We start from the raw sequence: 17,713 nt of genomic DNA on the forward strand, positions 1-17,713 counted from the left end.
TAAACAACAACACAATACAATGCCTAAAGACACTTCAATCAAATCGGTTTTAATTATTGGGTCAGGACCCATCATTATTGGTCAAGCCTGTGAATTCGACTACGCAGGTTCACAATCAGCACGTTCATTGCGTGAGGAAGGGATCGAAGTAATTCTAATCAATTCCAACCCGGCAACCATCATGACTGATCCTTCCATGGCGGATCATGTTTACTTAAAACCGTTAACTACAAAATCAATCATTGAAATCCTGAAAGCACATCCGCAAATCGATGCGGTACTGCCTACCATGGGTGGACAAACAGCTTTGAACTTATGTCTTGAAGCTGAAGAAAAAGGAATCTGGCAGGATTTTGATGTGAAATTGATTGGTGTGGATATCAATGCGATCAATATCACAGAAGATCGTGATCAATTCAAAAAATTATTAACTGAGATTAATATTCCGTATGCACCGGCTAAAACGGCTAATTCATTCTTAAAAGGAAAAGAAATTGCACAGGAATTCGGTTTTCCATTGGTAATCCGTCCTTCATTTACATTAGGAGGAACCGGAGCAGCTTTTGTGCATAAAAAAGAAGATTTTGATGAATTGTTAACCCGTGGTTTAGAAGCTTCACCAATCCACGAAGTGTTAATCGATAAAGCACTTTTAGGTTGGAAAGAGTACGAATTGGAATTACTTCGTGATAAAAACGATAATGTAGTAATCATTTGTACGATCGAGAATATGGACCCAATGGGAATCCATACAGGAGACAGTATCACAGTAGCACCTGCGATGACATTATCAGATACCACTTTCCAGAAAATGCGTGATATGGCTATTCATATGATGCGCAGTATCGGAAACTTTGCCGGAGGTTGTAATGTTCAATTTGCAGTATCTCCGGATGATAAAGAGGATATCGTGGCTATTGAAATAAACCCTCGTGTTTCACGTTCATCTGCCTTAGCATCAAAAGCTACGGGTTATCCAATTGCTAAAATTGCAACGAAATTGGCTTTAGGGTATAACTTGGATGAATTGCAAAACCAAATTACAAAATCGACTTCGGCTTTGTTTGAGCCAACGTTGGATTATGTAATCGTAAAAATACCACGTTGGAACTTTGATAAATTTGAAGGTTCAGACCGTACTTTAGGATTACAGATGAAATCGGTAGGTGAGGTAATGGGAATTGGAAGGTCGTTCCAGGAAGCATTGCATAAAGCAACTCAATCATTGGAAATTAAACGTAATGGTTTAGGCGCTGATGGTAAAGGATACAAAAATTACGAACAGATTATCGAAAAACTTACTTATGCAAGTTGGGACCGTGTGTTTGTGATTTATGATGCCATTGCTATGGGAATTCCGCTGTCAAGAATCCATGAGATTACTAAAATCGATATGTGGTTCCTGAAGCAGTATGAGGAATTGTATTTAATCGAAAAAGAAATATCAAAATATACAATTGATACACTTCCAAAGGATTTATTATTGGAAGCGAAACAAAAAGGGTACGGTGACAGACAGATTGCACACATGTTGGGTTGTTTGGAGAGTCAGGTACATACATTGCGTGATAATCAAGGGGTTAAAAGGGTTTATAAACTGGTTGATACCTGTGCGGCCGAATTTAAAGCGCAAACTCCATACTATTATTCAACTTTTGAAGCTGAAATCGAAAAAGCTGATGGGACAAAATACGTTCACAACGAAAGTATAGTTTCGGATAAGAAGAAAATTGTGGTTTTAGGTTCAGGACCGAACCGTATCGGTCAGGGAATCGAGTTCGATTATTCTTGTGTACACGGTGTTTTGGCTGCAAGAGAGTGTGGTTATGAGACTATCATGATCAACTGTAATCCTGAAACGGTTTCAACCGATTTTGACACAGCTGATAAATTATATTTTGAACCAGTTTTCTGGGAACATATCTATGATATCATCCAACATGAAAAGCCTGAAGGAGTAATCGTTCAGTTGGGTGGTCAGACAGCGTTGAAACTGGCAGAAAAATTATCGAAATACGGTATCAAAATTATCGGAACAAGCTTTGATGCTTTGGATTTGGCTGAGGATAGAGGACGGTTTTCGGAATTATTGACAGAATTGAATATTCCTTTCCCTAAATTCGGAGTAGCAGAAAATGCAGAACAGGCAGTTAAATTAGCTGATGATCTTGATTTTCCATTGTTAGTCCGTCCTTCTTATGTATTAGGAGGTCAGGGAATGAAAATTGTGATTAACAAACAGGAATTGGAAGAGCATGTAATTGAAATCCTGAAACATATCCCGAATAATAAATTATTATTGGATCACTACCTGGATGGTGCCATTGAAGCAGAAGCTGATGCGATTTGTGACGGTGAAAATGTATACATCATCGGAATCATGGAGCATATTGAGCCATGTGGAGTGCATTCTGGAGATAGTAATGCAACTTTGCCTCCTTTCAATTTGGGGGAGTTTGTAATGCAGCAAATTAAGGATCATACCAAGAATATTGCTTTGGCCTTAAAAACAGTCGGATTGATTAATATCCAGTTTGCCATTAAAGATGATACGGTTTATATCATCGAAGCAAATCCGAGAGCATCACGTACGGTTCCTTTTATTGCAAAAGCCTATGGTGAGCCTTATGTAAACTATGCCACTAAAGTGATGTTGGGAGAAAATAAAGTAACTGATTTTACTTTTAATCCGCAATTAAACGGATATGCAATAAAACAACCGGTTTTCTCATTCAGTAAATTCCCTAATGTAAACAAAGCTTTAGGTCCAGAGATGAAATCTACGGGAGAAAGTATCTTGTTTATTGATGATTTGAAAGATGATCAATTTTATGAGTTGTATTCAAGAAGAAAAATGTATCTGACAAAATAATAGTTGTCTAAATCAGAATAAAAAAAGAGCGCATATAGCGCTCTTTTTCGTGGTTTTAAAATTCTGCTTCCGTAGTGATAAGTGAAATCACACCATCAGAATCTGCTGTTCCGTAATTGATGGATTCCAGATTTCCACCCATATAGGTTTCAACCGTGATTTTTTCGCCGGGTAGGCCACCGGTTCCTTCAACTTTCATCGTGGCTGAAGCTACGTTAGTATCATATTCAATGATTTCATACCATGGAAGTTGTTCGACAACTTGTGAATCTGTAGGTTCCCCGTACATATCAGGGCGGTTCGTACTAAGTAAACCTGAATAATTTCCCTGTATTTTGTATTCGACTTTTCTTTGTGCTCCGGATCTTTCATCATCGCTGCACGAAAACAATGTAAATGCAGTAAAAGCAATTAAAATTAATTTTTTCATAACTTCTTGTTTTTTAGTTGTTTGAATGTCTTTTTGTTGAGGGCAATTTATATAAAAAATACAAAAAGTAAGAAAAATCAATTTGTTTTTTAAGGGCGTTTATGTGGAGTTTACGGATGGTTTTAGGGATTGTAACCAAATATGGTTAACCTTTATTTGGTATAGTTTTCGTATTTTTACCAAGCAATAAAAAGTTTATGACAGAAGAGAAGGTAATATTAGTGAATGAAGATGATCAGCAAATTGGTCTGATGCCAAAACTGGAGGCACATGAAAAAGCATTGCTACACCGTGCTTTTTCGGTTTTTATATTGAATGATAAAAATGAACTGATGCTGCAGCAGAGAGCGCAGCATAAATATCATTCTCCGTTGTTATGGACTAATACATGCTGTAGTCACCAAAGGGAAGGAGAAAGTAATATTCAGGCCGGGACCCGTCGTTTATTTGAAGAAATGGGATTTACGGCTGAGTTGAAAGAACTTTTTCATTTTATTTATAAAGCGCCTTTTGATAATGGTTTGACTGAGCATGAACTGGATCATGTAATGATTGGTTATTATAATGATGAACCTAAAATCAATAATGATGAAGTTGAAAGTTGGAAATGGATGGCTATTGAGGATGTAAAGAATGATATGGAACAAAAACCTGAAATTTATACAGTTTGGTTCAAAATTATATTCGATGAATTTTATCATTTTCTTGAAGATCATAAATTATGAGGGTAACCGTTAGCAGAAAAGCACATTTTAATGCAGCACACCGTTTGTATCGTAAAGATTGGTCTGATGAACAAAATCAAAGCGTTTTCGGGAAGTGTAATAATCCTAATTTTCACGGCCATAATTATGAACTGATTGTGAGTGTGACTGGTAAAATAAATCCTGAAACAGGATATGTTATCGATATTAAAGATCTGGCTGATATTATTTTTGAAGAAGTAGAGTCAAAATTTGATCATAAAAATCTAAATTTGGATGTTCCTGAATTTGAAAATCTTAATCCCACTGCAGAGAATATTGTGGTGGTTATCTGGAATAAAATCAGGAATAGAATTGCTGCTGGTAATGATTTAGAAGTTACTTTGTATGAAACGCCACGTAATTTTGTAACTTTTAAAGGAGAATAATGCAGGAAAGTTTGAAAGTAGGGGACAACTTGCCTCTTTTTGTGGCTAAAGACCAAAACGGTGACGAATTCAGAATTGAATCTTTAATCGGGAAAAAGGTGTTGGTTATTTATTTTTATCCGAAAGATGATACGCCGGGCTGTACAAAACAAGCTTGTTTTCTTAGGGATCATTATGAGGAATTTAAGGAAATTGGAGCAGAAGTAATTGGAATCAGTGCCGATGGAGCTGCCTCACACCGGAAATTTATCCATAAATATGATTTACCTTTTATTTTGCTTTCTGATGCTGATAAAAAATTAAGAAAGATATTTGGCGTTAAAAATAATTTTTTGGGATTAATACCGGGAAGAGTTACTTATATAGTAGATTTGAATGGTGTGGTGCAAATGGTTTTTGAAGACAGTAATGCTGAAAATCATTTGGAACTTACCGTAGAAAAAGTAAAAAGTTTGATGTAATGGAGTTGGAATTGTATCCTTTAATTTTTAAACCAATTTTTAAAGACCGTATTTGGGGAGGAACCAAATTACAATCGGTTTTGAATAAAAATATTCCTAATGACACCACCGGTGAAAGTTGGGAGTTGTCAACCGTTTCAGGTGATGTAAGCCAAATCGCAAACGGATACTGGAAAGATAAGTCACTTCAGGATTTAATTGCTGCATATCCGGTTGAATTATTGGGAGAGAAGGTATATCTTCAGTTCGGGAAGCAATTTCCGTTATTGTTTAAATTTTTAGATGCTAAAGAAGATTTATCCATTCAATTGCATCCGAATGACGAATTAGCCCAAAAACGCCATAATTCTTTCGGTAAAACGGAAATGTGGTATGTTATGCAGGCCGATGAAGGATCGCGGTTGATTGTCGGTTTTAAAGAAAAAGCAACACCGCAAAAGTATTTACAGCATTTGGAAGATAAAACGCTGACTTCTATTTTGGAAGAAATTCCGGTAAAGCAAGGTGATGTTTTTTTGTTGGAAACAGGAACCATTCATGCCATCGGTGCCGGAATTGTGATAGCTGAAATTCAGCAAACCTCAGATATTACGTATAGAATTTACGATTTTGACCGTAAGGATGCTAATGGAAATTTACGTGAGCTTCATGTCGATTTAGCTTTGGAAGCAATTAATTATGGCGTAGTTGATGCGAAGAAAGAATATATTTCCGAAATCAACAAGAGTAATTTGGCAGTTGATTGTCCTTATTTTACAACCAATATTATACCGTTGGAAGGACAGATGGTTATAACAAAGAATACTGATTCTTTTGTTGTATATATGTGCACAGAAGGAAAATTGGAAATCAAAGTAAAACAACAAACATATCAATTTCAAAAAGGAGATACTATTTTGATTCCTGCATTTTTAACTGATTATCAATTAATTGGTAGTTCGGAGTTGTTGGAAATATTTATTTCTTAGTAGGAAATATCAAGATAAATGATACCTTTGCAAAAAAAAAATTAAATAGGAAACTATGGCAAGTGTAAAAAACTTAAAAAAAGACATCAACTATGTAATTGGTGACATCATTGAAGCAGTTTATTTATATGAAATGACTACAACTGGTAGACCAACTGAAGCTACAAACGGAATTATCGAAGAAGCTATCGTTACATTTGACGGATTGATCAAAAAAGTAAATGATAAAAAAGTTGAGAACAGAAAGGCTCACTTAAAGCAAGTAAATAAAGATTTAGAAAATGCTGCTAACCAATTAGTTGAAAAAATCAACGTATTATAGTAGAAAAAACAGATAAAATTTAGGGTGTAAGTCTTTGGAAGTTTAAAAAACTCCATTATATTTGCACCCGAAATGAGTCGCCGGTGTAGCTCAGCTGGCTAGAGCAGCTGATTTGTAATCAGCAGGTCGTGGGTTCGAGTCCCTCCATCGGCTCAAATTTTAAAAATACTGTATAATACACTTTGCCGGTGTAGCTCAGCTGGCTAGAGCAGCTGATTTGTAATCAGCAGGTCGTGGGTTCGAGTCCCTCCATCGGCTCCAGAAAAGGTCTTCGTATGAAGACCTTTTCTTTTTTGTATGGTTATTGTTTGAAAGGTACAATCTGAAAATGATTAAGATAAACCGTATTGGTTACAATAAAAAAAGGTCTTCATACGAAGACCTTTTTTTATTTCTCATAATTGCTTTCCATTTCTTTTATGGAATCAATGATGGAGTTGATTCTGTCATTTTCTTTTTTCTTCTGTTTTTTGCCTAAATAAAAGTAAGCAAAAGACATCCAAGCAATATAAACCGTCAGACAAATTGTTTTTAAACTCGTAGACATCGGTTGCATAACTTCTATAAAATAGAAAACAAAAGCCATGTTTAGTAAAATGAAGTAAGCCGGAGTGATTTTGGCTCCTACAAGCTGTTGGAAATTATAATAGTTTTCCAATTTGTTCAGGGTAACTGATGGTTTCTCGGTCAAATCAATTTTCTTTAAGGTTATCATCTGATATAACCTTATTGCTGAAAATCCTGCAACACACAACAACATGATGCCTAAACCAATATAAGTTGTCATCATCTTAAAATCTATTAATGAACCAATCCAGATTAGTGCAAATATGGTTGCGATTAAAATTGCCACCTGAAAAAGGATTTTATTGGTATAGGTGAGTTTTTCTCTTTTTACTTTTTTCAGTATTTCGGAAACATCAGGTAGTTTTACATCTGCCTGTGTTTTCCATAAATCTTTTAAATTATCAAAGTCTTTCATATTTTGAATAAATTGTACTTAATTGTTGTTTGATGCGGTGAATTTTTACCCTTAGATTTCCTTCTGAAATTGAAGTCACTTCTGCTATTTCGGGATAAGGAACTTCTTCCAATAATAATGTGATGATGAGTCTGTCTGTTTCATTTAGTTCACTGATGCATTTGTATAGAAGTTGAACCTGAGCTTCCATTTCGTTGGTTTCATCACTTATTTTTGAGCTTAAGTCTTCAACATTCACTTTCGTTTGTTTTTTATTGGAGCGTAAATGTAATAGGCAGGTGTTAACTGCAATTCTGTAAATCCAGGTGCTCATTTGCGATTCTCCCCTGAATTTTTCGAGATTTTCCCAAACTTTGATGAATACTTCCTGGAGTAAATCATCTGCTTGCATTGCGTCTCCGGTATATCCCAAACACAATCGGTGTACTTTTTGGGAATATTTGGAGTAGATGTCTTTAAATTGATTTTCTGTAGAACTCACAATTCTGATTATGATTTAGAGTTTAAAAATAAGTCAATTTCATTATAAAACCATTCGGGAGTGTCATACATAATGAAGTGTTTTGCATTGGCAACCTTGATGGTTTTGTTTTTCAATAAGGCATATTGTGTTCCGTATTCTTTTTCGCTGGCTTCTTTATTTCCCCAAAGACTGGCCAAAACTAATATCGGAACTTTAATTTTTGCAATTTCCTGTCTTAAATCGGTTGTTGACATTTCGATTATTGTACTTCCAAGAGTTGTTCTGTCACTTTTAAAACTCCATTCAGCTATTTGTTTCGCGTGGATGCTGTCGCTTACCTGGTACATCATGGCTTTAGTGTTGTTTTTAACGTAGTTCTCAGAAGGAATAGCTTTGAAATTAGCTATAGTTGCTTCTTTGTTATATTGTGGGTTGTTTTTTAAGGATTCTGCAGTAGTTTCAGGTTTTCCGATTGCAGAAATAAATGGCAAACCGTCAACACAGATACTTTTACCAAATAAGTCAGGCTCTGTGCTTTGTATCCATAAAGTCATGAATGCTCCTAAACTATGTCCGATTAACATTGGCTTCTTTAAATTTTTAACTTTTACGTAGCTGATGATTTCGTTTCGTACTGTTTTTAGGATTTCATCGTTTTCAATTGGTTTCACACCACCAAAACCGGCAATTGTTATAACATGAAGTTCATAATTTTTTTTCAGATGTTCTACGGTTTCATTCCAAACGTCACCTGAACATGAATAACCCGGGATTAAAATAACCGGTTTTCCTTTTCCTGTTATCTTAACTTCAAATGATTGGTTTTGTGCATGACTAAATGCACTGAATAATAATACGATCGCAAATAAAAGTGTCTTTTTCATAATTGTTGTTTTTAGTTTTTTCTTTTGGATACGGATCATATTAAATTGTTACAAAAAAAAATGATTTTTTCATAAGTATCTATAAATCAAATATTTGAAATAATTTATTTTATGTAAGAATTTTTTTTCAAAAGATTTTTTTTTGCGCATTTCATCGATTTTATTTTGTAGTTTATCGATTTTATTTGTAATGTTGTCATGTCAATATGAGGTGGTAATCATTTGACAATCAAAAAAGTAACACATTCTAAAAAACATTAAATTATGATTAAAAAACTTTTGTCCCCAATCTTACTGTTAGCTTTATTGTCAATTTCATTAGTTTCTTGCTCAAAGGAAGAAATTGCCTCAGATCAAAATGACAATACACCTGTAAATGTAACATTCACATACTCACAAGAAGAGTTGGAATTGATGAATATCATAAATGATTATAGAGTAAGTATCGGTAAAAACCGTCTTGATAAAGTGGATTATATATCAGCTAAATCAGAAGAGCATGATAACTACATGATTTCTAAAGGAGGAATTTCACATGATTATTTCCAAGACAGATATGAAGCATTGGTTAGAAATTTAGGAGCAGTTAACGTAAGTGAAAATTTAGCTTATAACTATTCAACTCCACAAGGTGTTTTTAGCGCTTGGTTAAACAGCGCAGGACACAAAGCAAATATCGAAGGGGATTTTACACACTTCGGTATTGCAATCCGCACAAACGCAGATGGAAAGAAATTTTATACGAACCTATTTATGAAAAAATAAGATTAGTTTATTAGTTTGTTTTTTATTTGATTTTTAAAAATGCCTTGGTCCCCCAACTAAGGCATTTTTTTATGTATTAATTTCAAGATCTTTGATGTAGTCTTCGTTTTCGTAAAAGAAACGTTCGAAAGCATCCATTTTTTCATAAAAGAAATCATATATCGTTTCCCATGTAGCTTTGTTGTTAAGGCTGATACCTGTTAATTCAACCCAGATCCGGCTTATGATTTTTCCGTTTTCAAGGTAAAAATTGCGCTCAAGAATGGCATCTTCAAGAAAATCTTCCAGCAAAATAGTTTTAAGCGATTCTATTTTTTCAAAATATATTTTACGCTTTTCTTCATCTTTTGGTTCAATATCGAATAATACCTGTGCTTTTTTATTGTCAACATAAAATTTGAAGGTAACATCTTTAATTTTAGTGTTGTATAACAGCCATTTACGGGGATATGCTTCGGCAAATTGTGTCCAAAATTCTTTTTTGATCCGAAGGCTTTCTTCTTTACTATACATGAGAAACAGGCTTTATAAATTGTTAAATTCGTTTTTTTGGGCTATCTTTATGTTTCGGTCCGTTTAAAACGGATTAGATAACTGTTGTTAAAACTTAGCTAAAAAATGGAGTTTTCAGAATTTTTAAAATATGTGCCAAAAATAACAAAAGAATCGCTTCCGGCGTCTGATGCACACGCAAAAATGATCCCTCCTGAAAGAATTGAATTTTTGCGGACTCATTCTTTTGCCGATTTGGTGCCAAAAAGGGCTGCGGTTTTAATGCTTTTGTATCCTAAAAAAAAAGAAACACATCTGGCACTTATTGTCAGAAATTCATATCCGGGCATACATGCTTCACAAATTGCTTTTCCCGGTGGAAAAGTTGAAGTATTTGATGCAGATTTGTCGCAAACTGCTTTACGTGAAACACATGAAGAAATTGGAATTCCGTCAGATATGATCAGCCTTGTCAAAGCATTCAGTGAAGTATATATACCCCCCAGTAACTACTTGGTTTCGCCTTTTTTGGGTTTTTCCGAAAAAGAACTTTCCTTTAATCTGAATCCTGAAGAAGTGTCAGGAATCATTGAACTGCCTTTGGGGGATTTTCTGGATGATAGTCTGGTGGTTAATGTAAACATGTCTACCTCATACGCCTCAAATATTAGTGTGCCTGCCTTTCAAATTAATGAACATTTAGTCTGGGGTGCTACGGCGATGATGATGAGCGAACTAAAAGAGATTTTTAAAAAAATCATATAAAAATATTTTTTTATAAATTCGCAGCCTTAAAAAATTACACTTATGGGATTGTTTAAAAGAAATCCTTTCGGACATATACTTTTTATAAAACGATGGTTAATTTTAGTTTTCGGAACATTGACACACCGGAGATACCGTGGTTTTAACTCGTTGCATATTGACGGTTCAGAGATTATTCGTGCTTTACCGGATACAAATGTGTTGTTTATTTCAAATCATCAAACTTATTTCGCCGATGTTGTTGCCATGTTCCATGTATTCAACGCAAGCTTGAAAGGCCGTGAAGATAATATCAAAAATGTTGGGTATTTGTGGAAACCTAAATTGAATATTTATTATGTGGCAGCCAAAGAAACCATGAGGGCCGGTTTGTTGCCAAGAATATTAGCATATGTTGGTGCTATTACTGTCGAAAGAACATGGCGTTCAGACGGAAAAGATTTGCAAAAGCATGAGCAGAAGGAAGTCAACATGAATGATACGGAAAATATTGGTGTTGCGTTGGATGACGGATGGGTAATTACTTTTCCACAAGGTACAACAAAGTCGTTTAAACCTGTAAGAAAGGGAACAGCACACATTATTAAAAACCATAAGCCTATTGTGGTTCCGATTGTGATAGATGGTTTCAGACGCTCTTTTGATAAAAAAGGGTTAAGACCAAAGAAAAAAGGAATTTTGCAGTCTTTTATAATCAAGGAACCATTGCAAATTGATTATGACAATGAGTCAATCGAGGAAATTGTTGAGAAAATTGAATATGCAATTGAGCAACATCCCTCTTTCTTAAAAGTACTTTCAATTGAAGAAATTCAGGAACAGGAAGAATTGGACCGATACCGGAAATGGAATATAGATTAAAAAAAACCTGCTAAAAGCAGGTTTTTTGTTTATGTTTTTAATAATCAATTTTTTCGAGTTCGTTATAGTTCTTCTTTAAACGTTTTAAAAGGAATCCGTAAATCAATCTGTAGAATAGCCAAAATAACCCGATGAATACAGCTGTCACGATTATCATTGCTGCAAAAGCGCCTAAATAAAAGCCAGTAGTTATTTCTTTATGTTGCTCTATTGAGATTGATTCCAACATCTGATTTAAAACAAATGAGTAAACCGTAAATAAAAATACAGCTCCCGCCGATAAATTAAAAATAATATAGTTTCGTACTGTTTTTCGGGCATTGATGATAGTTTCCATCAATTTTTTTACACTATCCGTAGTTGATACTTTTTTATAAATAGTATAAAATCTGTAAATAAAGTATAATGCTACTACCCATATGATTCCGGAGCCAATTTGGTAAAATGTAAAAACCCCGGCTTTCTTCAATAAATCAATCGTGTCTTCATGACTTTTGGTAAACTGCATTCCTACGTTCAAAAGTAAGCCAAATAAAAACTCAATAATGCTGATCAGGAATATCCATTTTATGGTTGAAGATGAGTTTTTATGCAACATACCATAGATTTTCTCCTCTGTTACTTCAGGGAAATTCTCCTTTTTATTCCATGATTTTTTTAATAAATCCAGCTCTTCCATTCTATATCTTATATCGTTACGGATTAATAATTTGTTTTAATTTTGTTTTGATTCTGTTCATTTTTACACGTGCATTTACTTCACTGATCCCTAAAGTTTCAGCAATCTCAACATAGTCTTTATCTTCCAGATACATAAAAACCAATGCTTTTTCAATGTCGTTTAATTGTTGGACAGCTTTGTATAAAAGCTTGATGTGCTCTTCTTCTTCGTAATTGTAATCTTCCTGCAGTACAAAATGCCTTCCCGTTTCAAACTCAATGGTATTGACTGATTTGGTGTTTTTACGGTATAAAGTGATGGCGGTATTTAATGCTACGCGGTAAGCCCAAGTGGAAAATTTACTGTCACCCCTGAATTTAGGAAAAGCCTTCCATAATTGAATAGTGATTTCCTGAAACAAATCATTGTGCTCGTCTTCATTTTGAGTATATAGCCGACAAATCTTGTGAACAATGTTCTGATTTTCTTTTAGTTGCGTGACAAATGATTGCTCTAGTGCATTACTCATATTACAATTAGTAGTGTTTTGCCGGAATCTGTTACAAATTAAAAAAAATAAAAGGATATACTATTTTTAACAGTGTATGGAAAATGTGTTTTTTTAGTTGTTAAACGACTTTTTAAATTCCTGCCAAACTTTGTATCTTTGGGATATTGAAATTCTACAGAATGAATATACCTCAATCGGATAAAAAAAGAGTCGTCATTATTGGTGGTGGTTTTGCCGGAATTTCCCTGGCTAAAAAACTTAAAAATAAAAATCTTCAGGTTGTTTTACTGGATAAACATAATTACCACACTTTTCAGCCTTTGCTGTACCAAGTAGCAACAGGCGGTTTGGAAGCGGGATCAATTGCGTACCCGATCCGTAAAGTAATCCAAGGCTGTAATGATTTTTATTTCCGTTTGACAAGTGTGAAGGAAATAGATACCCAAAATCAGAAAATACTTTCTGAAATTGGCGATTTACATTATGATTTTTTAGTGATTGCCACGGGTTCCAAAACGAATTATTTCGGGAATAAGGAAATTGAACGGAATTCGATGTCGATGAAAACTATTCCGCAATCACTGAATATACGAAGTCTAATTCTTGAGAATTTTGAACAGGCCGTTCTAACCAAGGAGGAAGCGGATAGAAATGCTTTGATGAATTTTGTGCTTGTAGGTGGAGGACCAACAGGTGTTGAACTTGCCGGTGCTTTGGCAGAAATGAAAAAAGCTATTCTTCAGAAAGATTATCCGGATCTTGATATAAAGAAAATGCAGATTAACCTCATTCAGAGTGGTGACCGGATACTTAATACAATGAGTGTTGAGTCATCAAACGCTTCCGAATCATTTCTGGAAAGCCTTGGTGTAAAAATCTGGAAAAACGTGAGGGTAACTAATTATGACGGAAGAACCATTACAACAAATTCAGAATTAAGTTTTGAAACGGCAACCGTGATTTGGACTGCCGGAGTTCAGGGTGCAGCAGTTCATGGTTTAAATTCTGAGGCTTTGGTTGAAAAAGTTGAACGTATCCGTGTAAACGAATTCAATCAGGTCAAAGGGTATGATAACATTTTTGCAATTGGTGACATCGCTTCAATGGTTTCAGAAGCTTATCCGCAAGGTCATCCCATGATGGCTCAGCCGGCATTACAGCAAGGTGATTTGTTAGGAGATAACTTAATCAAATTCATTCAGAATTTACCAATGACACCTTTCCAGTACAATGATAAGGGATCAATGGCAACTATTGGCCGTAATAAAGCGGTAGTCGATTTGCCAAAATATCATTTCAATGGGGTTTTTGCTTGGTTTGTCTGGATGTTTGTACATTTGTTTTCGTTAATCGGGTTTAAAAATAAGGCAGTTGTTTTCTTGAACTGGGTTTACAATTATATTCGTTTCGACCGAGAAGGAAGGTTAATCATCCGTCCTTATAAAAAGAAAAGTTTTACGACTTTTACTTCGGATGAAGTATAATCAAATTTAAAGAAATTACTTACAATTTGTTTTTTCGTTTTTGTTTATGTTCGTATCTTGCAGAAGAGATAACGAACTGATTATCTTTTGGATTTAAGTCTGATTGATGAAAGGATTTTGATTCTGCCCAAATATAAAAACCATGTTAACTGATTTTGTGATTAATTTAAATGAAACGAAATGTTGACTAATTTATTCAAAGCCTTTCCAAAACTTAAAAATATTGTTGAAAAATACCAGAATTTCTGGTATGAGGAATATTTACCGGCAAAGCATACACTTTTAAATGAAGGTGATGTGTCGAATACGTTGTATTTTATAGTCAAAGGATGTATACGTTTATCTAATAACTACAATGGGAAGGAAATAACGATTCAATTTTTTTTCGAAAATGAATTTGTTTCTTCTTTTGAGAGTTATTTTAAAAACACACCAAGTGCTTTCAGTATAGAAACCATTGAGGAGTGCAGGTTGTTGGTTATTAAAAAAGAAAACTGGAGAACCATTTTGGATGAAAACCCTGCCTTCAAAGAATTATTTGTTGAATTTACTTCGGATAGGTTCATCAATTATATACATCATTTTCTTTCGTATATACAGGAAAAACCTGAGGAACGCTACCTGAATTTAATCAAAAATAAATCACATATCCTGCAGCGTGTTCCGTTACAGTATATTGCTTCATACTTAGGAATTACCACTGTATCGCTGAGTAGGATAAGGGCAAGGAAAACCATGAAATGACATTTTGAAAGTAAAAAAAATGTTGCTAAACAGTTAATAGATTTATTGTAAGAATTTAATTAACAAATGTTAATTTTTATAAAAGGAATTTGGCTAAAATTTGCGTCAAATCTAAACTTTTATAAAAAATGAAAAAAAATGTCATTCTTTCAAATTTTCACCCCATTTTAGTTGGCAAGCTAACTGACCAGAAAAAGCTGAACCAATACACAAAGTTTTTGTATTATCACTTTCAAAACCAACCTACTTTAGCTGTAACTGGAGATGACGAACTAGATGATGTGTCAATAAGTATTGAATTTATTTCAGATCAGGTTGACAAGTATTCAGTTTCCCCCGAAAATATCAATAAAAGACAGATTTTAATTTTTGAAGAAGTTGATGAGTTTATCGAAAACAAAATGCATCTGACTTTGCCATCGGAGTATAAATTACCTAAAAGTTTTATTACTAAACCGGGTGACTTATATGGGCCAAAAATTGGTGACCGAATGGTATGGTTTAAAGAAAAAATGACTCGTGTTTTTGATGAATTCTACGCTAAAAACAAAACAAATCCGGAAAATTTGGTTCACGTAACGTGTTCAGGTTATGCTTCTCCAAGTGTAGCCCAGGAAGCTGTTATTACAAGAAATTGGGAGACAACCCAAGTTACTCATTCGTATCAGATGGGTTGTTATGGCGCTTTTCCGGCCATCCGTACGGCAAGTAGTCTTGTTAGTGCCAGTGCAACAAATGGAAGAGTGGATGTAATTCATACAGAACTTCTGTCTGCGCATTTAAACCTGACTGAATTTTCTAACGCCAACACCATGATTTGTTCTCTTTTTGCTGACGGTTTCATTGGTTATTCTTTGTATGAAGAGGAAACTTTTATGCAGGATGAGAATATTCAGGAGAAAAAAGGCTTGCGTATTCTGGCTTCGCACGAAGTAATCATACCGGATTCTCTTGAGGATATGTCTTGGGATCTTGGAGAATATAATTTCCTGATGACTCTGTCAAAGCGTGTACCGGTTTTTATCCGCAAAAACATTAAATCATTCCTGACCATACTTTGTGAAAAAGCTGGTGTAAACCTGGAAGAGGAAAAGTATAAAATGCATTTTGCAATTCATCCGGGCGGCCCAAAAATCATCGATTATGTGGTAGATGAAATCGGAATTTTTAAAGAACAGGCTTGTTGGTCATATGAAGTCTTGCGTCGTCAGGGAAATATGTCTTCGGCAACCATTCCGCATATTTTTAATGAAATTATTAATGATCCGACTATTCCATCCGGAACAAAAGTTGTGGCTATGGCTTTCGGACCGGGTTTAACAGCAACTTCTTTATTGGTTGAAAAATTATAATTTCAATGGAAGAAATATATGATGTAATAATAGCAGGTTGTGGTCCTACCGGGGCCACATTTGCTAATTATTTAGGGAAATATAACTTGAAGGTTCTGGTTTTTGATATCGAACCTGATATTGTAGAATATCCAAGGGCTGTCCATATAGACGAAGATGTAATACGTATTTTTCAGGAATTGGGATTGTATGGAAGTATGTTGGAAGATGCGATTAAACCATTCGAAAATTATGCTTTGGTTTCAAAAAGGGATAAAACACTTTTTCAATTTCAGCCGGACTCGAGTGTTTCCGAAAATATTCCGGATTGTAATTGGATTTTGCAACCTGGGATCGAGAAACATTTGCGGAATGGATTTGCTAAATACTCCAATGTAACTTTTATGAAGGAAACATCTTGGATCAAATTATCGCAGACTTCAGACCGTGTTTCTTTAGTACTTAAGAATAACAAGAATGAAGAAGTAAGGGTTAAATCGAAATTTTTGATTGCCTGTGACGGTGGTAAAAGCCCAATACGGAAAAAATTAAATATTTCAGTATATGATTTTGGTTTTAAAAAAGAATGGTTTGTAATTGACACAAATTACCATGGTGATGAAATTTTCTCAGAAGACCACAAACAGTTTTGTGATCCGAAACAGCCTATCACTTATGTAAACGGTGTTGATAAACACTTCCGTTGGGAATTTATGGTTTCAGAAAAAGACAGTAACCTTTCCGATGAAATGCTTGCTGTTAAAATGATTCCGAAATTGAATGCTCTTTTTCCAATCGATGATTTTGAAATTATACGGAAGAAAAAATATACGTTTTATACATTATTGGCAAACAGTTGGCGTTCCGGAAATATTTTCCTTGCCGGTGATGCAGCCCATCAAATGCCACCTTTTTTAGGCCAGGGTATGTGTTCCGGTATAAAAGATGCTAAAAATTTATCTTGGAAACTGGCTCTCGCTTGCCGTAATAATAATTCATCAACTGAGAATTTATTGGATTCATACCAAGCTGAACGCGCACCACAAGTTAAAAAAATCATTAAACTGGCAGCTATTCTGGGCGGATTTATCCAGTACTCCAATCCGGTTTTGTCACCTTTCAGAAACGGTTTGCTTAAGATGTTTAATGTGTTGCCCAATAAACCCATTGATGCTTTGATTAACAAGCACCTCTATGGTATCGAAATCGATAATTTTTCAAAACTTAAACATTCTTTGGTTGGGAAAAGAATCCCGCAACCGAAAGTCATTAGTGTGAATGGAGAGCTTTATTTTGATGAAGTTTGTGGTTTTAATTGGGTGGTTTTATATCGGGCTGATTCAAAGATGATTCCGTATAGTTCATTCAGTCTCCTGAAATTTATCGGTGTAGATTCAAATCCTTCTAAATTTTTCAATAGGATTCAATCTGAATTTTTTATCGGATGGATGAACCGGCATAAAGTTGATTTTGTGATTATAAGGCCTGATAAATTCATTTTCAATACCGGAAATGTAAATCAATATGATGAGATTCTTAACCAGATAAATAGTTATCTGGAAAAGATTCATTCAAATTAACCCGT

At 34.7% G+C, this 17,713-nt stretch carries 20 protein-coding genes and 2 tRNA genes; 15 read left to right on the top strand and 7 right to left on the bottom strand.

The features are described from left to right. Positions 1-19 precede the first annotated feature (19 nt). A complete protein-coding gene (carB, locus tag NAT51_RS11665; RefSeq protein WP_250599105.1) occupies positions 20-2,872 on the top strand; it encodes a carbamoyl-phosphate synthase large subunit in 2,853 nt (950 codons plus the stop codon). Between the two features lie 55 nt (positions 2,873-2,927). Here the strand turns inward: carB and NAT51_RS11670 are convergent, their stop codons facing one another. Then, positions 2,928-3,302, bottom strand: coding sequence for a hypothetical protein (locus NAT51_RS11670; RefSeq protein WP_250599106.1), 375 nt, complete (start codon positions 3,300-3,302; stop codon positions 2,928-2,930). Positions 3,303-3,499: 197 nt separating this feature from the next. On the opposite strand from NAT51_RS11670, the gene idi reads away from it, so the two are divergent. From idi to NAT51_RS11705, 7 genes are all read left to right on the top strand, one after another. Next, complete coding sequence (idi, locus tag NAT51_RS11675; RefSeq protein WP_250599107.1) at positions 3,500-4,027, top strand: isopentenyl-diphosphate Delta-isomerase; 528 nt, start codon at positions 3,500-3,502, stop codon at positions 4,025-4,027. Then, positions 4,024-4,434 (top strand): 6-pyruvoyl trahydropterin synthase family protein, encoded by a 411-nt coding sequence (locus tag NAT51_RS11680; protein ID WP_250599108.1) that lies wholly within the window; start codon positions 4,024-4,026, stop codon positions 4,432-4,434. The genes idi and NAT51_RS11680 overlap by 4 nt, the downstream gene beginning before the upstream one ends. Next, positions 4,434-4,895: a peroxiredoxin gene (locus NAT51_RS11685; protein WP_250599109.1), complete on the top strand. Its 462-nt coding sequence runs from the start codon at positions 4,434-4,436 to the stop codon at positions 4,893-4,895. The genes NAT51_RS11680 and NAT51_RS11685 overlap by 1 nt, the downstream gene beginning before the upstream one ends. Continuing rightward, on the top strand, positions 4,895-5,863 hold the full coding sequence (locus tag NAT51_RS11690) for a type I phosphomannose isomerase catalytic subunit (protein WP_250599110.1): 969 nt from the start codon (positions 4,895-4,897) through the stop codon (positions 5,861-5,863). The genes NAT51_RS11685 and NAT51_RS11690 overlap by 1 nt, the downstream gene beginning before the upstream one ends. Before the next feature lie 55 nt (positions 5,864-5,918). Then, positions 5,919-6,185, top strand: a complete 267-nt coding sequence (locus NAT51_RS11695; RefSeq protein ID WP_250599111.1) for a hypothetical protein — start codon at positions 5,919-5,921, stop codon at positions 6,183-6,185. Between the two features lie 79 nt (positions 6,186-6,264). Then, positions 6,265-6,338, top strand: a tRNA-Thr gene (locus NAT51_RS11700). A gap of 31 nt (positions 6,339-6,369) precedes the next feature. Next, positions 6,370-6,446 (top strand) — tRNA-Thr (locus tag NAT51_RS11705). A gap of 127 nt (positions 6,447-6,573) precedes the next feature. On the opposite strand, the gene NAT51_RS11710 is transcribed toward NAT51_RS11705, so the two are convergent. The 3 genes from NAT51_RS11710 to NAT51_RS11720 are packed head-to-tail and all read right to left on the bottom strand — an operon-like array spanning position 6,574 to position 8,514. Then, a complete protein-coding gene (locus NAT51_RS11710) occupies positions 6,574-7,167 on the bottom strand; it encodes a hypothetical protein (protein WP_250599112.1) in 594 nt (197 codons plus the stop codon). Continuing rightward, positions 7,154-7,648: an RNA polymerase sigma factor gene (locus NAT51_RS11715; protein ID WP_250599113.1), complete on the bottom strand. Its 495-nt coding sequence runs from the start codon at positions 7,646-7,648 to the stop codon at positions 7,154-7,156. The genes NAT51_RS11710 and NAT51_RS11715 overlap by 14 nt, the downstream gene beginning before the upstream one ends. 8 nt (positions 7,649-7,656) lie before the next feature. Next, a complete protein-coding gene (locus NAT51_RS11720) occupies positions 7,657-8,514 on the bottom strand; it encodes an alpha/beta fold hydrolase (RefSeq protein WP_250599114.1) in 858 nt (285 codons plus the stop codon). A gap of 264 nt (positions 8,515-8,778) precedes the next feature. On the opposite strand from NAT51_RS11720, the gene NAT51_RS11725 reads away from it, so the two are divergent. Further along, entirely contained in the window at positions 8,779-9,279 is a 501-nt protein-coding gene (locus NAT51_RS11725; protein ID WP_250599115.1) for a CAP domain-containing protein, read from the top strand. A 69-nt stretch (positions 9,280-9,348) separates the two neighbouring features. Here NAT51_RS11725 and NAT51_RS11730 read toward each other — a convergent pair whose 3' ends face one another. Beyond that, on the bottom strand, positions 9,349-9,792 hold the full coding sequence (locus tag NAT51_RS11730; protein ID WP_250599116.1) for a DUF4268 domain-containing protein: 444 nt from the start codon (positions 9,790-9,792) through the stop codon (positions 9,349-9,351). Between the two features lie 105 nt (positions 9,793-9,897). On the opposite strand from NAT51_RS11730, the gene NAT51_RS11735 reads away from it, so the two are divergent. Further along, positions 9,898-10,536, top strand: a complete 639-nt coding sequence (locus NAT51_RS11735; protein ID WP_250599117.1) for an NUDIX hydrolase — start codon at positions 9,898-9,900, stop codon at positions 10,534-10,536. A gap of 42 nt (positions 10,537-10,578) precedes the next feature. Next, the gene (locus tag NAT51_RS11740) at positions 10,579-11,397 is read left to right on the top strand and encodes a lysophospholipid acyltransferase family protein (protein ID WP_250599118.1); all 819 of its coding nucleotides are present in this window, start codon (positions 10,579-10,581) and stop codon (positions 11,395-11,397) included. Positions 11,398-11,434: 37 nt separating this feature from the next. Here the strand turns inward: NAT51_RS11740 and NAT51_RS11745 are convergent, their stop codons facing one another. Together NAT51_RS11745 and NAT51_RS11750 are read right to left on the bottom strand one after the other, a co-directional pair. After that, on the bottom strand, positions 11,435-12,076 hold the full coding sequence (locus tag NAT51_RS11745) for a hypothetical protein (protein WP_250599119.1): 642 nt from the start codon (positions 12,074-12,076) through the stop codon (positions 11,435-11,437). Positions 12,077-12,092: 16 nt separating this feature from the next. Continuing rightward, positions 12,093-12,587, bottom strand: coding sequence for an RNA polymerase sigma factor (locus NAT51_RS11750; protein ID WP_250599120.1), 495 nt, complete (start codon positions 12,585-12,587; stop codon positions 12,093-12,095). A gap of 161 nt (positions 12,588-12,748) precedes the next feature. On the opposite strand from NAT51_RS11750, the gene NAT51_RS11755 reads away from it, so the two are divergent. The 4 genes from NAT51_RS11755 to NAT51_RS11770 all read left to right on the top strand — a co-directional run bounded on the left by NAT51_RS11755 (position 12,749) and on the right by NAT51_RS11770 (position 17,708). Continuing rightward, the gene (locus NAT51_RS11755) at positions 12,749-14,053 is read left to right on the top strand and encodes an NAD(P)/FAD-dependent oxidoreductase (protein ID WP_250599121.1); all 1,305 of its coding nucleotides are present in this window, start codon (positions 12,749-12,751) and stop codon (positions 14,051-14,053) included. A 180-nt stretch (positions 14,054-14,233) separates the two neighbouring features. Further along, a complete protein-coding gene (locus tag NAT51_RS11760) occupies positions 14,234-14,797 on the top strand; it encodes a Crp/Fnr family transcriptional regulator (protein WP_250599122.1) in 564 nt (187 codons plus the stop codon). A gap of 128 nt (positions 14,798-14,925) precedes the next feature. Further along, positions 14,926-16,149, top strand: a complete 1,224-nt coding sequence (locus tag NAT51_RS11765) for a 3-oxoacyl-[acyl-carrier-protein] synthase III C-terminal domain-containing protein (protein WP_250599123.1) — start codon at positions 14,926-14,928, stop codon at positions 16,147-16,149. A gap of 5 nt (positions 16,150-16,154) precedes the next feature. Then, positions 16,155-17,708, top strand: coding sequence for an FAD-dependent monooxygenase (locus tag NAT51_RS11770; protein WP_250599124.1), 1,554 nt, complete (start codon positions 16,155-16,157; stop codon positions 17,706-17,708). Positions 17,709-17,713: the final 5 nt, after the last annotated feature.

The sequence above is a fragment of the Flavobacterium amniphilum genome (assembly GCF_023634845.1).
Classification (GTDB): domain Bacteria; phylum Bacteroidota; class Bacteroidia; order Flavobacteriales; family Flavobacteriaceae; genus Flavobacterium; species Flavobacterium amniphilum.

Coding starts and splice junctions, on each gene's coding strand:
- NAT51_RS11690 (WP_250599110.1), top strand. CDS start 4,895: ATGGAGTTGGAATTGTATCCTTTAATTTTTAAACCAATTTTTAAAGAC.
- NAT51_RS11680 (WP_250599108.1), top strand. CDS start 4,024: ATGAGGGTAACCGTTAGCAGAAAAGCACATTTTAATGCAGCACACCGT.
- NAT51_RS11750 (WP_250599120.1), bottom strand. CDS start 12,587: ATGAGTAATGCACTAGAGCAATCATTTGTCACGCAACTAAAAGAAAAT.
- NAT51_RS11685 (WP_250599109.1), top strand. CDS start 4,434: ATGCAGGAAAGTTTGAAAGTAGGGGACAACTTGCCTCTTTTTGTGGCT.
- NAT51_RS11695 (WP_250599111.1), top strand. CDS start 5,919: ATGGCAAGTGTAAAAAACTTAAAAAAAGACATCAACTATGTAATTGGT.
- idi (WP_250599107.1), top strand. CDS start 3,500: ATGACAGAAGAGAAGGTAATATTAGTGAATGAAGATGATCAGCAAATT.
- NAT51_RS11745 (WP_250599119.1), bottom strand. CDS start 12,076: ATGGAAGAGCTGGATTTATTAAAAAAATCATGGAATAAAAAGGAGAAT.
- NAT51_RS11730 (WP_250599116.1), bottom strand. CDS start 9,792: ATGTATAGTAAAGAAGAAAGCCTTCGGATCAAAAAAGAATTTTGGACA.
- NAT51_RS11735 (WP_250599117.1), top strand. CDS start 9,898: ATGGAGTTTTCAGAATTTTTAAAATATGTGCCAAAAATAACAAAAGAA.
- NAT51_RS11755 (WP_250599121.1), top strand. CDS start 12,749: ATGAATATACCTCAATCGGATAAAAAAAGAGTCGTCATTATTGGTGGT.
- NAT51_RS11770 (WP_250599124.1), top strand. CDS start 16,155: ATGGAAGAAATATATGATGTAATAATAGCAGGTTGTGGTCCTACCGGG.
- NAT51_RS11710 (WP_250599112.1), bottom strand. CDS start 7,167: ATGAAAGACTTTGATAATTTAAAAGATTTATGGAAAACACAGGCAGAT.
- NAT51_RS11720 (WP_250599114.1), bottom strand. CDS start 8,514: ATGAAAAAGACACTTTTATTTGCGATCGTATTATTATTCAGTGCATTT.
- carB (WP_250599105.1), top strand. CDS start 20: ATGCCTAAAGACACTTCAATCAAATCGGTTTTAATTATTGGGTCAGGA.
- NAT51_RS11765 (WP_250599123.1), top strand. CDS start 14,926: ATGAAAAAAAATGTCATTCTTTCAAATTTTCACCCCATTTTAGTTGGC.
- NAT51_RS11740 (WP_250599118.1), top strand. CDS start 10,579: ATGGGATTGTTTAAAAGAAATCCTTTCGGACATATACTTTTTATAAAA.
- NAT51_RS11670 (WP_250599106.1), bottom strand. CDS start 3,302: ATGAAAAAATTAATTTTAATTGCTTTTACTGCATTTACATTGTTTTCG.
- NAT51_RS11760 (WP_250599122.1), top strand. CDS start 14,234: ATGTTGACTAATTTATTCAAAGCCTTTCCAAAACTTAAAAATATTGTT.
- NAT51_RS11725 (WP_250599115.1), top strand. CDS start 8,779: ATGATTAAAAAACTTTTGTCCCCAATCTTACTGTTAGCTTTATTGTCA.